Here is a 14,277-nt window from a genome sequence, read left to right as displayed (position 1 = left end):
GGAGGCTATCGGGGATCTGTGTCGTCGGCGTTTCGCTCGCGCGTCGGTGGCACGGTGTCGGCGTTCGGCCGCGGGGCCGCCGCGAGGCGTACGGCGAGCCCGCTCGCGCGCTGCGCACGACGACCGATGGCCGCCCGGATCGCCGCCTCCGACCCCACGACCCGCACCTGGGAGCGCGCACGGGTGACGGCGGTGTAGAAGAGCTCGCGCGACAGCAGCCGGGATTCCTCGTCGGGCAGCAGCACGGTGACGACGTCGGCCTGCGAGCCCTGCGACTTGTGGATGGTCATCGCGTGCATGGTCTCGACGTCGCCGAGCCGTGAGGGCGCGAGGTCGCGGGGGCCGTCGCTGGCCGCGATCACCGCGCGCGGGCCGGCCGGCGTCAGCACGATCACCCCGCTGTCGCCGTTGTAGACGCCGAGCTGGTGGTCGTTGGCGGTCACCAGGAGTGGCCGGCCGACATAGGCGCGCTCGAACAACGGGTCGCCCGTCTCCGCGGTGAGCCAGTGCTCGATGCGCCGGTTCCAGTGGCGTACGCCGTAGGGGCCGTCGCGGTGCGCGCACAGGAGCCGGTGGCGGTCGAGCGCCGCGAGGGCGCCGGTGACGTCGCCCCGCTCGGCCGCGTCACGGACGCCGAGGGCTGCGTCGAGCGCGGTGCTGCGGATGCGCGACGACGGATCTCCCTCGTCGACCCACTCCACCTCGTCGTGACCCGCGGCCAGGACGTGGAGCGCCTCGTCGGCGTCGCCGGTGCGCAGCGCCTCGGCGAGGGCGCGGATCTCCGGTCCGAAGCGGTGCGTGGACTGCAGCGCCGCGACCGGCGAGTCGGCCCGGCCCTGGAACCCGCGGACCACGTCGCTCAGCACGGCGCCGGCCTCGACCGACGACAGCTGGTGGGGGTCACCCACCAGCACGAGCCGCGCGTCGGGGCGCACGGCCTCGAGCAGGCGCGCCATCTGGGTCAGCGACACCATCGACGACTCGTCCACGACGACCACGTCATGGGGGAGCCGGTTGCCGCGGTGGTGGCGGAAGCGGGTGGAGTTGCCCGGGTCGGGTCGCAGCAGCCGGTGCAGCGTCGAGGCGGTCACCCCGGCGAGGCGGACGCGGTCGGCCTCCTCGAAGGCCTCGGCCTCCTGGTGCACCGCCTGCTGCAGGCGGGCGGCGGCCTTGCCGGTCGGGGCGGCCAGCGCGATGCGCAGCCCSCCCGGGTGCTGGTCGAGCAGCCCGACGAGCAGCGAGGCGACCGCGGTGGTCTTGCCGGTGCCCGGGCCGCCGGTGAGCACCGTGGTCCACTGGCCGGCCGCGGCGAGGCAGGCCGCGACCTGCTCGTCGTACGACGGCTCCGGCAGACCGCGCGCCGCCGCGGCCGCCTTCATGGCCACCACGACGCGGTCCAGCGAGGCCCGCATCAGCGCGGGGTCGTGGTCGGGCGCGGTGGCCGCCCGCGACAGCAGGTCGTCGACGACCTGGGTCTCCTGCTCGTGGTAGCGGTCGAGGTAGAGCAGGTCGTTGTCCCAGCGGACCAGGCCCGCCGTCACCAGGGGGCTGGCCGCGACGGCGTGCGACCAGTCGTCGGCCGCGGGCCAGGGCAGGTCGGGCGGGTCCGCGACGGTCGCGAGGTCGACGCAGACCGACCCGCCGCGCACCGCGCGCACGGCGAGGGCGACCGCGAGCAGCACCCGCTCGTCGCTCTCGCGGCCCAGCCGGCCGAGCGCGCTCGCGACGTGGACGTCGGCACTCGTCAGGACTCCCGCGGCGTTGAAGGCGCCGAGCAGCCCGGTGGCGCCCAGCGCGAGGCGGGCGTCGGTGGCGTCGATCGGCTCGAACAGATCGGTCATGGAGCGACTCCGTCCAGCAGGTCGGAGAGGGCGGTGACGAGCGCGACCGGCGGTTCCCACGAGAACACCCCGCACGGGCGGCCGTCGACGAGGGGCGTCGCCGGCCCGCACATGCCGCGCAGGTAGAGGTAGAGCACGCCGCCGAGGTGCAGGTGAGGGTCGTAGCCCGGCAGCCGCCAGCGCAGGTAGCGGTGGAGCACGACGGTGTAGAGCAGCGCCTGGAGCGGATAGTCGGAGTGGCCCATCGCCTCGTCGAGGACGGCGGGACGGTAGTCCCACGCCGTCGCCGGGGCGGCGCGGTCGCCGAGCCAGTTGGTCTTGTAGTCGATGGTCAGGTAGCGGGTGCGGCCCTCGACCGGCACCCGGACCACGACGTCGATCGACCCGGTGAGGTAGCCGAGCAGCCGCTGTCCGGCAAGGTCGGGGTCGCCCTCGAGGGTGGCGGCGAACGCCAGGAGCGGGTCGCCGTCGGGCAGGTGCTCGCGGAGCAGGGGGGCGAGGTCGCCCAGCACGACCGAGGCCGCATCGCGCGCCGCCGCCAGGTCGCCACCTGCCAGGGGCACCTCGAAGTCGAGCTCGCGCAGCCGGTCGGGGAGGAGGATCTCGCGCAGGGTCAGGTCGCCCGCCAACGGACCCAGCGGGGAGTCGCAGACCGCCACGAGCGCGTCGGCCAGCTCCTCGGCGTCGACCTCGACCGCCCACCAGGCGCGGTGCTCCTCGACCTGCGCGAGCAGCTCGGCGCGGAGGTCGGGCGCAGCCGGGTCGGTGTGCTCGAGGACCTCGTGGACGAGGGAGCCGAACTCGGCGCCCACCGGCAGGTCGGCCATCGGTGACGGCACCGCCGCCAGCTCGAGGTCGGGCTCGGGCGAGGTCGCGTCGTCGAGCGGCTCGAGGTCGGTGTCGTCGAGGTCGGGTGCGTCGTCGGGCTCGGACAGCACCCGGTCGGGCGCGCCGGCATGGGGCGCGCCGGCGGCGGAGAGGGCGGAGTAGGAGGTGCGGCGCCAGTCGGTGTCGACGTCGCGGTCGAAGGTCCGCACCGCCAGGGTCGGCAGGTCGCGCTGGATGGGTGTCGTGTCGACCGGCACGAGCGCGGCCACCTCGGGCTGCGGCCCGCCGGCCGACTTCCAGCGGCCGAGGATGTCGACGAGCTCGTCGTCACCGACGACCGGCTGCTCGTCGTTGACGCGGGCATGCCCCGGGGCACGCCCGAACAGCATGCGGTGGAGCGGCGCGGAGGCGGTGTTGTTGGCGGTCGGGCAGTACCACGCGACGACCTGCGACTGCGCCCTGGTGACGGCGACGTAGAGCAGCCGGAGCGACTCGCCGGCGTCCTCGTGGCGGCTCGCGGCGACAGAGGCGTCGCGCCACCGGCTCGGGCCTCCCACGTCGCGGCAGCGCTCGCCGTCGGTGTCGTGGAAGAGGGGGACGTCCTCGTCGCGCACCCACCGGTCCCACAGGGTCGGGAGGTAGACGACGGGGTACTCCAGGCCCTTGCTGCCGTGGATCGTCACCAGCTGGACCGCGGCCGCGTCGGAGTCGAGCCGGCGGGTCCGCTCGGAGGCGACCTCGATCTTGTCGTCGGCCACCTGCGTCCGCAGCCAGCCGAGCAGGCCGACCACTCCGAAGCGCTCGCTGACGGCCACCTTGTGCAGGGCCTCGCCGACGTGGCGGAGGTCGGTGAGCGTGCGCTCGCCGCCGACCCGGCCCAGCACCCGGGCGATCAGCCCGTCGAGCACGGCGCTCTCCAGCACGGCTGCGACCCCGCGGGCCGCGAACACGTCGGCGAGGCGGCGTACGTGCTCGCTCAGCTCGTCGGTCGGGTCGGGCTCGGCCTGGAGGTCCTCCGCGGTGCGCCCGAAGAAGTCGGTCAGCGCGGCCGCGCGCACCCGGTCGGCGCGGTGGGGCTGCTCGAGCGCCTCGAGCAGGGTGAGCCACTGGGTGGCCGCGGCGGTCTTGAAGACCGACCCGCCGGCGTTGAGCACGGCAGGTACGCCGACCGCGGCCAGGGCGTCCTGCGCGGCGAGCAGGTCGGCCCGGCGGGCGGCGAGCACCGCGACGTCCTTGGGCTCGATCGGTCGCGCGTCGTCGCCCGACCCGACCGTCGCGCCGCTCGTCAGCAGGCGCTTGACGTCGGCGGCGAGGTCGGTGAGGACGTGCTGGCGCCAGTCGCCGATGCGCGGCCGTTTGCGGCCGAGCTCCTCGTGGCGCACCACCCGCAACCGGAAGGGATGACCGGCTCCCTCGAGCCGGGACGCGGCGTGGTGGGCGCTCACCGGGTGGACGGCGATGCGCTCGTCGCCGAGGGCGGCACCCTCGACGAGCACCTGGAGGGAGTCGAGCAGCTGCTGGTCGGCGCGCCAGTTGACGCCGAGCGTCTGCCGGGTCGTCGCCTGCTCCGCCGCGTCGAGGTAGGTGACGATGTCGCCGCCGCGGAAGGCGTAGATCGCCTGCTTGGGGTCGCCGATCAGGACCAGCGTGGCGACGCCGTGGAAGGCGCGCTCGAAGACCTGCCACTGCACGGGGTCGGTGTCCTGGAACTCGTCGATCAGCGCGACCTTCCACCGCTGGCGCATCCGGACGCGGGCCGGGGCGTCGTCGTCGTCGAGCGCGTCGGCGAGCTGACCGAGGAGGTCGTCGTAGGAGAGGACGCCGAGCCGCCGCTTGCGCCGGTCGATCTCGTCCAGCACGCCGCACGCGAAGCGCACCCGTGCGGCGGCCTGGCCGTCGGGGTCCTCGGTGAGCGCTTCCTGCGGGGCCACCCGCGCACGGGGGTCGCCGACGACCGCGCGAGCGATGCCGAGGGCGTCCTCGCGGCTCCACGCGGCCTGCTGCTCGCGGGCGAAGAGGCCCAGGTAGCGGTCGTCGGTGACCTCGGTGGTCAGCTGCTCGAGGTCCTCCACGAGGACGGCGCCGGTGTCGGTGTCCCCGGCGACGCCGAGGCTGCGCAGCACGAGCTGGCAGAACTGGTGGATGGTCGCGATCGTGGCGGCGTCGAACGACGTCAGCGCGTCGGTGAGCCGCGCGAGCCGGACGACCCGCTCCTCGTCGTCGGCGTCGAGCAGCCAGTCGTGCAGGCGGTTGGCGGGGTCGGCGGTCGCGGGGTCGGCCAGCACGGCCGCGGCGTCGTCGAGCTGGCGGCGTACGCGGTCACGCAGCTCCTGGCTGGCCGCGCGCGTGAAGGTGACGACGAGCATCTCCTCCAGGGTGGCGACGCCCTCGACGAGGTAGCGCGTCACCAGCGCGGCGATCGTCCAGGTCTTGCCGGTGCCGGCGCTCGCCTCGAGCAACGTCGTGCCGGTGGGCAGCGGACCGCAGATGTCGAAGGTCTGCATCTCGTCCATGTCAGATCCCTCGCACCAGCTCGGTGGCGAGCAACGGCGACCAGACGCGCAGGGCGTAGTGGCCGAGGCGGTGCGGCGCCGGACCGTCGTCCGCCTCGTCGGCCAGCAGCGGCGCGGCGAGCAGGTCGTAGGGGGCCTGCTCCCCCCAGGCGCGGACGTGCCACTGGTCGCCGTCCTCCTTGGGGAACCCGGTCTCGTTGAACCGCGGGGTCACCCACTCGGCGCTGGCCTTGAGGTCGGGGTCGGCCTGGCCCTGCGCGCCGATCTTGAACTCCTCCGCGAAGGCCAGGCTGGTCTTGATCGGCAGGGGCAGCGGCTCGCGGTGTCCGCGCTCCATGATGGCGACCAGGTCGCGCAGGTGGGTGCGGGCGTCGACGTCGGGCATCGGCGGGACGAGCGCGCGCCGGCCGGACCGGCCCCAGCGACCGATGGTGTGGGCGGTCCAGTTCTCGTCGGGGTGGCCGGCGGCGAGCGCGAGCGCGTCGAGCCACGCGGCCAGCCGGTGCTTGGCCCCGAGGCTGGAGTAGCTCACCGAGACGAGGTTGTTGCCGAAGACGTTGCCGACGGTGCCGGTCAGGCGGCGGTCACCGAGGTCGATGTCGACGTCGAGGGTGCGCGCGGGCCCGGTGCGCAGGGGGACCGCGGCCTCCACGAGCGGGCGCACCCGCTGCACGATCTCGGTGAGCATGGCCGAGCCGAGGTCCTCGGGGGGCAGCAGCCCGCGCAGCTGCTCGGCCAGCATCGCGGACTGCGGGTCGCCGCCGCTGAGCACGTCGCGCACCAACCGGTCGCCGACGTCCCACTTCTCCAGCCCGTCGAGGGTGATCGGGATGGCGTCCTTGGTCTCGTCGACGTCGTAGGGCGTCGTGATGCGCAGCTGCTGGCGCAGGAAGCTGCGCACGGGGTGGGCGAAGAAGTCGTGGAGGTCGGCGAGGGTCACCTCCCGCGCGGGCTCGGGTGGGGGCAGGGGCGCGGGCACAAGCGCGCGTGGCGCCGGCTGCGGCGCTCGCGCGGCCCGGGCGCCGGCGAGCGCCGTGCGGTCGAAGGAGAACGGCCGGTCGAGGGCGCCGACGAGAGCACCGGCGGTCAGGTTGGCCTCGTCGAAGGGCTGGAGCGGGTGGTGCACCAGCACGTCGTCGCGCACGGGCGCGCTGCTCGTGCGGTCGAGCGCGTCGAGGAGCTCCCCGAGCGGCACCGCGGGCGGCTTGTCGTCGTTGGTGTGCTCGCCCCGGCCGGCGTAGGTCACGACCAGCGTCTCGGTCGCGGCACCGATCGCGTCGAGGAGCAGCTGCCGGTCCTCGGAGCGGATGTCGCGCTCACCGGTCATCGGCCGCCGGGCCAGGACGTCGTCGCCGTCGACGGCCTCGAGGCGCGGGAAGACGCCGTCGTCGAGCCCGACGAGGCACACCACGCGGTGGGGGACCGAGCGCATCGGCACCATCGTGCACACGGTGAGGGTGCCGGTGCGGAAGTTGCTCCGCGTCGGCCGCCCGCGCAGCCGGTGGCGCAGCAGGGCGCGTACGTCGGCGTGGCGCAGGCGGGTCTCGTGGTCGCCGACCCCGGCCGAGATGCGGGCCAGCTCGCGGTCGAACTGCGCGACCCGCCACGCGTCGTCGGACCCGCTGAGGGTGAGCCCGTGCACCGCCCGGCCGAGGGCGGTCGTCCAGTCGGCGACGGACGTCGCGGACGAGGCCGCCCGCACGAAGGTGTGGAGGCGGTCGACCATCTCCGCGAAGCTGCCGACGAGGTCGAGGTGGCCGTCGCCGACGTCGTCGAGCGGGAGCGTGCTGCCGACGAACCGGTGTCCCTCGCCGGACATCGCCGCACCCAGGAGGACGCGCTGCAGGCCCGACAGCCACGTGTTGGCGTCGAGGTCGAGCCCGAACGCGGCCCGGTGGTCGCGGTCGTAGCCCCAGCGGATGGCCGCCTGGTCGACCCACCTCGCCATCCGCTCGAGGTGGTCGTCGGTGAAGCCGAAGCGGGCCCGCACCGGCTCCGTCGCGGCGAGGTCGAGGACGGAGGTGGCGGTCATCCGGCCGGCCGCCAGCTCGACGAGGTCGGCGGCGACGCCGAGGAGCGGGTTGGTGGCGCCGGGCGACCGGTCGGCCAGGCGGACGCGGAGCCGGTGGGCCGGGTGCCCGACGTCCTCACGGGCCACGTCGGCCAGGCCGAAGCCGGCCGAGATGAGCGGCGCGTAGGTCTCGATGTCGGGGCACATGACGAGGATGTCGCGAGGCTCGAGCGTCGGGTCGTCCTCGAGGAGCCCGACCAGCACCTCTCGGAGCACGTCGACCTGTCGCGCGGTCCCGTGGCAGGCGTGGACCTGCACCGAGAGGTCGGCGCCCGCGCGCACCCGCGTGGCGGCCTCGCTCGGGTTGGGCACCCGGTTGGCGCGGAGGTCGGCCTGCAGCCAGCCGAGCAGGGTGGCCGGGTCGGCGTGGCCCGCGGGGTGCTGCTCGGCCGCCAGGTCGCCGAGCGTGCGGCGCAGCTCGCGGGAGTCGCGACCCAGCGAGGCGAGCAGGGGGTGCCCGACCACGTCGGCGGACCGGTCGTCGGCGCGCGCCACCGGCCCCGCGGCGGCCGTCGGCGCCAGCGCCTCCCACAGCGCGGGGGACGGCTGGGGCAGCCACAGGTGGACGTCGCGGTGCTCACCGAGCGCACGCAGCAGCTCGACCTCGGTCACGGGCAGGCGGGTGTGCCCGAACAGCGAGAGCCGGGCGGGAAGGTCGAGGCCGTCGCCACCGTCGCGCAGCTGCGCGAGCGTCGTGGCGTGGCGCAGGTCGGGTGCGGGCGCCTCGACGCGGGCGACGAGCCGGCGCCACAGCTCGGCCTGCCACTGCAGGTCGGGATCGAGCGGGCCGCCGGCACCGTCGGTGTCGTCGCCCGCCCGCCAGTCGCGGACGAGCCGCGGGCGCTGGACGGCGTAGGACGAGAACAGGCCGGCGAGCCGGCGAGCCACGGCGTAGCGGCGGGCCGACCGCTCGTCGGCCGGGTCGCCGCCGCCGAGGTGGGTGGTGAGGTCCTCGAAGCCCGGCGCGCCCATCGCCTCGTCGACCACCTCGAGCAGCGGCCACGCCAGCCGGTCGGGGCTCCAGGGGTCCTCGGCGTCGCGGTCGAGCAGCATCGACACGAGCGAGTGGGGCGTCACGAAGTCGACGCCGGCGCACACGCCGTCGCCGCCGCGGCTGCCCACACCGAGCCGGTGCGAGAGCCGCTGGGTGAGCCACCGCTCCACCCCGCGCGCGGGCACGACGACGACCTCGCGCGCGAACGGGTCGGGGAGCGGGGTGACCAGCAGGTCCGCGAGGCCGTCGGCGAGCGCGTCGGTGCGCTCGGCGGCGTGGAGGTGCAGGGTCACGGCGCCACCCTATGAGCGGCGACCGACACCCGCGCGGCGACGCGGTCGGCTGTGGACGGGACCGCTCTGATTCGAGGGGTCGACGCGGTCGGGGTCGCGGCCTCGGGTCGTGTCCGGCACCTACCCCGGTCCGGCGCCCCGATGCGCCATGATCGGTGGGTGCGGAGCCTGGCCCTCGTCGCGGTGGCGCTGCTCGGCGCGCTGCCGCTCGTGGCCTGCGAGGACGAGCCGCCCCCGCCGGAGCGCCTGGAGATGACCTGGGTCGAGCACTCGCTGCCCGCGCACCCCGGCCCGCCCGGTCGTACGGTCGTGCGCGACGCCGTGGAGTGCGGCGAGGGGTGGTGGGTCGCCGGGGCGGTGTTCCTCGACCGGCCGACCGAGACCCGCGACACCCGCCCGGCGCTGTGGTTCTCCGCCGACCGGGAGCGGTGGGAGCCGGTGCGGATCGAGGCGCACACCTACTGGGGCCGCCGGGCGATCCTCAACTCGATCGCCTGCTCACGCGACCGGATCGCCGTGGTGGGCGCCCGGTCCGGCGGCGCCCACGGCAACCCGCGGGTGACGACCTTCTGGCTGGACGGCGAGACGCTCGTCGACGTACGCACCGTGTTCACGCAGTACGGCGGCGTCAGCGCGACCAACGTCGGACCGATCGCGGGCGGCCCGGCCGGCTGGCTGATCACGGGCAACCGGACGTCGGGGCCCGGGGTGTGGGTCACCGACGACCCGCGCGAGTTCACGCTGGTCGAGGCCGAGCCCGGCCTGACCGACGACGGCGACCTGGAGTCGCTCGCGCAGGGCGCGGGCTGGACCGGCGAGGAGTGGCTTGTGGTGGGTGCGGGCGCCCGCACGGGCCGTCACCTCGAACCGGACCCGCTCGCCTGGACCTCGCCCGACGGCCTGTCGTGGACCCCCGAGGACATGCCGGCGACCCCTGGGGCTCAGGACGCGCACCGCGTGACGCGGCTCGACGACGGGCGGTTGCTGGCCGTGGGCCGCAGCGACGACACGTACGCCGCCTGGGTGCGCGACGACGACGGGTGGCAGGACCCGGTGGAGTTCGGCCGGATCGCGGAGTCGTGGCGCGGGGCGCCGTACGTCGCCTCGCTCGCGACCACTTCGATCGGGGTGATGGCGACCGTCAGCACCGGCGACCACTACGAGCTGTGGCACACCGGTGACGGACGGAAGTGGCAGCGGGTGGAGGTCCCCCTCGAACCGCAGACCGCCGGCGACCACACGTTGATGGTGGCCGCCGGCGGTGAGGTGCTGATCGTCGCCGATGCGGGCGACGGCGGGCACGTGTGGGCAGGATCGCCCGTCAGCTCTTGAAGGCGTCCTTGATCTTCTCGCCAGCCTGCTTGACGTTGGCCCCGGCCTGGTCGCCCCGGCCCTCGGCCTCGAGCTTCTCGTCGTCGGTCGCCTTGCCGGTGGCTTCCTTCGCCTTGCCCTTGAGCTCGTCGGTCTTGTTGTCGAACTTGTCGTCCAGACCCATCGTCGTTCCTCCTGGTGTGTCGTCGGTGCGGACCAGGTGGTCCTGACATCCAACCTGCCACGGGGGTGGGTGCACACCACACCCGTGCGGGTGGACCGGGTCGCGGTCAGGTCGACCGCAGTGACGCGGGGAGGGACTCGTTCGTGCCGCCGAGCTGCGGGCGGAGGCGCTCGGGGGGCCGGGTGTGCTCGATCTCGTCCGCCCGGAGCGCGTCCATCCGCCAGATGACGGCGCAGCCGACGATCGCGACGAGAATGGCGGCGGTGCTGATGAGGATCACGGTGACCATGGGAGTCTCCTGACGTCCGGTGGGTGGCAGTCGGCTGGATGCGACGAAACCTCTACACACCTGTATAAGTTATCCAGACACATCTGACAAGGTCAGGCGATGAACTTCTGAGGAGGGCCACGTGGCGGACCGGATCGCGGAGGGGTTCAGCATCGGCGTGCTGGCGGCGCGCGCGGGCGTGACGCCGGGGGTGCTGCGCACCTGGGAGAACAGGTTCGGCTTCCCCCGCGGCGAGCGCTCGGCCTCGGGCCACCGCCGCTTCACCGACTCCGACGTGGCCTTGGTGCGGCAGGTGCTGGAGGTGCGTGACTCCGGCCTCCCCCTGCAGGTGGCGATCGACTCCGTGGTGCGGGCGCAGGAGGTGGGCGAGGAGCGATCGGCGTTCGCCGCAGCCGCCGAGGCCGTCCCCGGCGCACGTCCGCTCCGCCTGCATCGGCGCGCACTGATCGCCGCCTCCCACGCGGTCGAGGACGAGTGCCTCGCCCGCGGCGACCGGTCGGTCGTGCTGGGTGCCTTCCAGCTCGGTCACCGCTACGCGTCCTCTCGGCACCGTTGGGAGGAGCTCGGCCGCACCGCGGCGTGGGCCGCGGTCGTGGCGGACTTCGACGCCGACACCGATCTGGGCGCCGACCTCGAGGCCTCCCCGGTGCGCTGCCAGCTGCCGGGGGACTCCCCGCTGCGGCGGGAGTGGGCCGTGGTCTGCCTCAGCGAGTCGTACGCCGCCCTCGTGGCCGCGTGGGAGGTGCCGGCGGCGCAGGGTCCACCGACCTACGAGGCGGTGATCAGCACCCACCGCGGAGCCGCGACGGCGGCGGGTCGGGTGCTCGCCGGGGGCGTGCGCGCGGCGGGGGGTGACGTACCCCCGGCGGCGGCGCGGCTCCTCGACGTGACCGCTCCGGTGCGGACGACGTCCGCGGTCGACGCCGACCGCACCTGGCTGCGCGCCCTCGCCGAGCTCGACCCGCGCTGACGGGAGTCGCGGCGCGTTCCTGCTCACCCGTCAGGGGGTGGGCGCGGGCCGGGCCGCGAGTAGCGTCGCAAGGATGGCCGACGACGCACGCGACGAGACCCCGCAGGAGCGGGCGGACCGCAACTGGAACGAGCTGCTGCAGGAGCTCCGCGTGAGCCAGACCGGCGTCCAGGTGCTCGCCGGCTTCCTGGTCACGCTCCCGTTCCAGTCGCGGTTCGAGGAGCTCGACTCCTTCCAGCGGGCCTGGTACGTCTGCCTGCTGGCGCTCGCGTTGAGCACCGTCGGCGTGATGCTCGCCCCCGTGGCCATCCACCGGCGCGTGTTCCAGTCCGACGCCAAGCCGGAGCTCGTCCAGGCGGGCCACCGGCTGACCAGCGTGGCCCTCGGGATGATCGCCGTGCTGATGGGCGGGATCTTCTTCCTCGTCGTCGACATGGTCTTCGACCGGAAGGCGGCCGCCGCGGGTGCGGTGGGCGCCGTGGTCGTGCTCGCGGGCCTGCTGCTCGTGCTGCCGAAGCGGGTTGCCAGCGACAGCTGACGACGCGGTGCTCGACGCGAGTCCGGATCGGGGTTGAGACACCGGCGTCTCATATGAGACAATGATGTCTCACTTCGAGAGAGGCCGCCATGCCGAACCGCGACGACGTGCTGGGCGCCGCCCAGCGCATGCTCAACGCCGACCCTGCGGCGTCGATGGCCGGGATCGCCGAGGCCGTCGGCATCAGCCGCGCCACGATGCACCGGCACTTCGACTCCCGTGAGGCCCTGCTCGTCGAGCTGGGCACGCGCTCGCTCGACCGGTGGGAGCAGCGTCTCGACGAGGCCGGTGTGGAGGCGCTCGCGGCCGAGGGCGACCCGGTCCGCCTGCGCGAGGCGCTCGAGGTGCTCGTGCTCGCCTACGTCGATGACTCCGACGCGTTCGGCTTCGCGCTGACCGACCACGTCATCCTCGCCAACGCGGCGCTCGAGGAGCGGACGCAGGTCCTCGCCGACCGCGAGGCGGTGCTGGTCGCGGCGGCGCAGGAGGCCGGCGTGCTGCGTCGCGACCTGCCCCTCCGCTGGTTCGGCCACGTGACCTACGGCCTCCTGGTCGCAGCGCGCGAGGCCGTCCGCATCGGTGACATCGCCCGGCGCGACGCCGGGCGGCTCGTGCTGTCGTCCCTGCTCGCCGGCGTGGCCACGCGATGACCACGCACCGGTACGCGCGCCTCGACCCGCCACGGGTGGAGCTCGACCCCCGGCGCTGGTGGGCGCTCGCCGTCCTGGCCGCCAGCCTGCTGGTGGTCGTGATGGACATGACCATCCTCAACGTCGCCCTGCCCGAGATGGCCGCCGAGCTGCACCTCACCTCGGTCTCCCAGCTGTGGGTCGTCGACGCGTACGCCCTCGCGCTGGCCGGCCTGCTCATCCCGGTCACCGCGCTCGGCGACCGCTGGGGACGCAAGCGGATGCTGCTCACCGGCTACGCCGCCTTCGCCGTCGGTTCGATCGCCATCCTCTGGGCGGACAGCGCCGCCGCCGTCATCGCGATCCGTGCCCTGCTCGGCATCGGGGGCGCGATGGTGATGCCCTCGACGCTGTCGCTGATCCGCGCCGTCTTCGCCGACGCCCGCGAGCGCACGCTCGCCCTCAGCATCTGGGGTGCCACGGCCGCCCTCGGCGCGGCCGTCGGACCCGTGGTCGGCGGTGCCCTGCTGGAGCGGTTCAGCTGGCACGCCGCCTTCCTGGTCAACGTGCCGCTGATGGTGGTGGCGATCGTGGCCGCCGCCTGGCTGCTGCGGGAGAACCGGTCGGCCCGCCCCGGCCGCATCGACCTCGTCGGGGTGCTCCTGTCGGCCGGCGGCATGACCGCGTTCGTCTACGCCGCCAAGCTGCTGGGCAAGCACGGCCCCGAGCTCCCCACCCTCGTGCTGCTCGTCCTGGGCGTCGGGATGCTGGCCGCCTTCGCCCGCAAGGCCCTCACCTCCGACCGTCCGATGCTCGACGTCCGCCTGTTCGCCGAGCCGGTGCTCCGGGCCGGCGTCGTGGCGGCGCTGGCCAGCAGTGCCGCGATGGCGGCGGTGCTCTTCGTGGGCAGCCAGTGGCTCCAGCTCGTCGAGGGCTGGAGCCCGCTGGAGGCAGGTCTCGCGCTGCTGCCGCTCGCGGTCGGCGCGATGGTCGCGTCGCCCTTCGCGCCCGCGCTGGCGGAGCGGACCAGCCCCCGCATCGTGCTGTCCGGTGGCCTGCTCGTGCTCGCGGTCGGGCTCGGGCTGCTCGCGGTCGTGCCGACGACGTACGTCTGGGTCGCGGTGGCGTTCGGCGTCGTCGGGCTCGGCACCTCGTCCCTGGGCCTCGGCTCGGCCCTCATCATGGGCGCGGCCACCGACGACCAGGCCGGCTCCGCCGCGGCGATCGAGGAGATCACCTACGAGCTCGGCGCCGTCCTCGGCATCACCTTCCTGGGCAGCCTCGTCGGCGCGGTCTACCGAGCCGGGCTGCCCACCGGCGCGGACGGCGCCGCGCGCGAGTCCGTCGCGGGCGCCGTTGGCGGACCGTGGTTCGCCGAGGCCGCCGACGCGTTCGTCACCGCCTTCGCCTCAGTCGGAGCGGTCGGGGCCGTGCTCGCCGGAGTGTCGGCGTACGCCGTCTGGCGGCTGGTGCCGGCCGACCTCACCCTGGACGACGCCCACCACTGACGGTTTGGCCACGCCAACCTAATGACTTAAGGTTGAAGCCTCAGGTCATCAGGAAGGAGTCGCCGTGCCACGCGCAGGACTCACGAGCGCCCGGGTGGCGGAGGCCGCCGCCGACCTCGCCGACGACGTCGGGCTCGACGGGGTGACGCTGACTGCGCTCGCCAAGCACTTCGGGGTCGCGACCCCCAGCCTCTACACCCACGTGCGCAGCGGCGCCGATGTCCGCACCCGGGTCGCGCTGCTGGCCCTGGACGAGACCGCCGGCCTGGTCGCCGACGCCCTGGCCGGGGTCAGCGGACGCTCCGCGC

General features: G+C 74.6%; 11 protein-coding genes. 6 read left to right on the top strand and 5 right to left on the bottom strand.

The genetic code is table 11. The features are described 5' to 3' along the window. Positions 1-5 precede the first annotated feature (5 nt). Genes recD through recC form a run of 3 tightly spaced genes read right to left on the bottom strand, consistent with a single transcriptional unit; the run spans position 6 to position 8,540 of the window. The gene (recD, locus tag AC1DP1_RS22650; RefSeq protein WP_477508757.1) at positions 6-1,841 is read right to left on the bottom strand and encodes an exodeoxyribonuclease V subunit alpha; all 1,836 of its coding nucleotides are present in this window, start codon (positions 1,839-1,841) and stop codon (positions 6-8) included. Then, the gene (locus AC1DP1_RS22645) at positions 1,838-5,182 is read right to left on the bottom strand and encodes a UvrD-helicase domain-containing protein (protein WP_477508756.1); all 3,345 of its coding nucleotides are present in this window, start codon (positions 5,180-5,182) and stop codon (positions 1,838-1,840) included. Before AC1DP1_RS22645 ends, recD begins: the two co-directional genes overlap by 4 nt. 1 nt (position 5,183) lies before the next feature. Next, positions 5,184-8,540, bottom strand: a complete 3,357-nt coding sequence (gene recC, locus AC1DP1_RS22640) for an exodeoxyribonuclease V subunit gamma (RefSeq protein ID WP_477508755.1) — start codon at positions 8,538-8,540, stop codon at positions 5,184-5,186. A 159-nt stretch (positions 8,541-8,699) separates the two neighbouring features. On the opposite strand from recC, the gene AC1DP1_RS22635 reads away from it, so the two are divergent. After that, positions 8,700-9,872 (top strand): hypothetical protein, encoded by a 1,173-nt coding sequence (locus AC1DP1_RS22635; RefSeq protein ID WP_477508754.1) that lies wholly within the window; start codon positions 8,700-8,702, stop codon positions 9,870-9,872. Here AC1DP1_RS22635 and AC1DP1_RS22630 read toward each other — a convergent pair. Together AC1DP1_RS22630 and AC1DP1_RS22625 are read right to left on the bottom strand one after the other, a co-directional pair. Then, positions 9,862-10,035: a CsbD family protein gene (locus AC1DP1_RS22630; RefSeq protein WP_316376736.1), complete on the bottom strand. Its 174-nt coding sequence runs from the start codon at positions 10,033-10,035 to the stop codon at positions 9,862-9,864. The two genes, AC1DP1_RS22635 and AC1DP1_RS22630, sit on opposite strands and share 11 nt — an antisense overlap. Positions 10,036-10,141: 106 nt before the next feature. Beyond that, positions 10,142-10,324: a hypothetical protein gene (locus AC1DP1_RS22625; protein ID WP_477508753.1), complete on the bottom strand. Its 183-nt coding sequence runs from the start codon at positions 10,322-10,324 to the stop codon at positions 10,142-10,144. A gap of 121 nt (positions 10,325-10,445) precedes the next feature. Here AC1DP1_RS22625 and AC1DP1_RS22620 point away from each other — a divergent pair, with 121 nt between their 5' ends. The 5 genes from AC1DP1_RS22620 to AC1DP1_RS22600 form a co-directional block, all read left to right on the top strand. Continuing rightward, a complete protein-coding gene (locus AC1DP1_RS22620) occupies positions 10,446-11,294 on the top strand; it encodes a DICT sensory domain-containing protein (RefSeq protein ID WP_477508752.1) in 849 nt (282 codons plus the stop codon). Between the two features lie 73 nt (positions 11,295-11,367). Then, positions 11,368-11,832 carry a DUF6328 family protein gene (locus AC1DP1_RS22615; RefSeq protein WP_300048620.1) on the top strand — a complete coding sequence of 155 codons (465 nt, stop codon included), beginning with the start codon at positions 11,368-11,370 and terminating at the stop codon, positions 11,830-11,832. Positions 11,833-11,921: 89 nt separating this feature from the next. Next, positions 11,922-12,482, top strand: a complete 561-nt coding sequence (locus AC1DP1_RS22610; protein WP_477508751.1) for a TetR/AcrR family transcriptional regulator — start codon at positions 11,922-11,924, stop codon at positions 12,480-12,482. Beyond that, positions 12,479-13,969 (top strand): MFS transporter, encoded by a 1,491-nt coding sequence (locus AC1DP1_RS22605; protein ID WP_477508750.1) that lies wholly within the window; start codon positions 12,479-12,481, stop codon positions 13,967-13,969. The genes AC1DP1_RS22610 and AC1DP1_RS22605 overlap by 4 nt, the downstream gene beginning before the upstream one ends. Positions 13,970-14,033: 64 nt before the next feature. Beyond that, on the top strand, positions 14,034-14,277 hold a 244-nt coding region (locus tag AC1DP1_RS22600), incomplete at its 3' end, for a TetR family transcriptional regulator (RefSeq protein WP_477508749.1).

It is taken from the genome of Nocardioides sp. P4_G10, from assembly GCF_056401175.1.
Note: the sequence above shows the minus strand (reverse complement) of the source record. Positions and strands in the feature narration are given on the sequence as shown.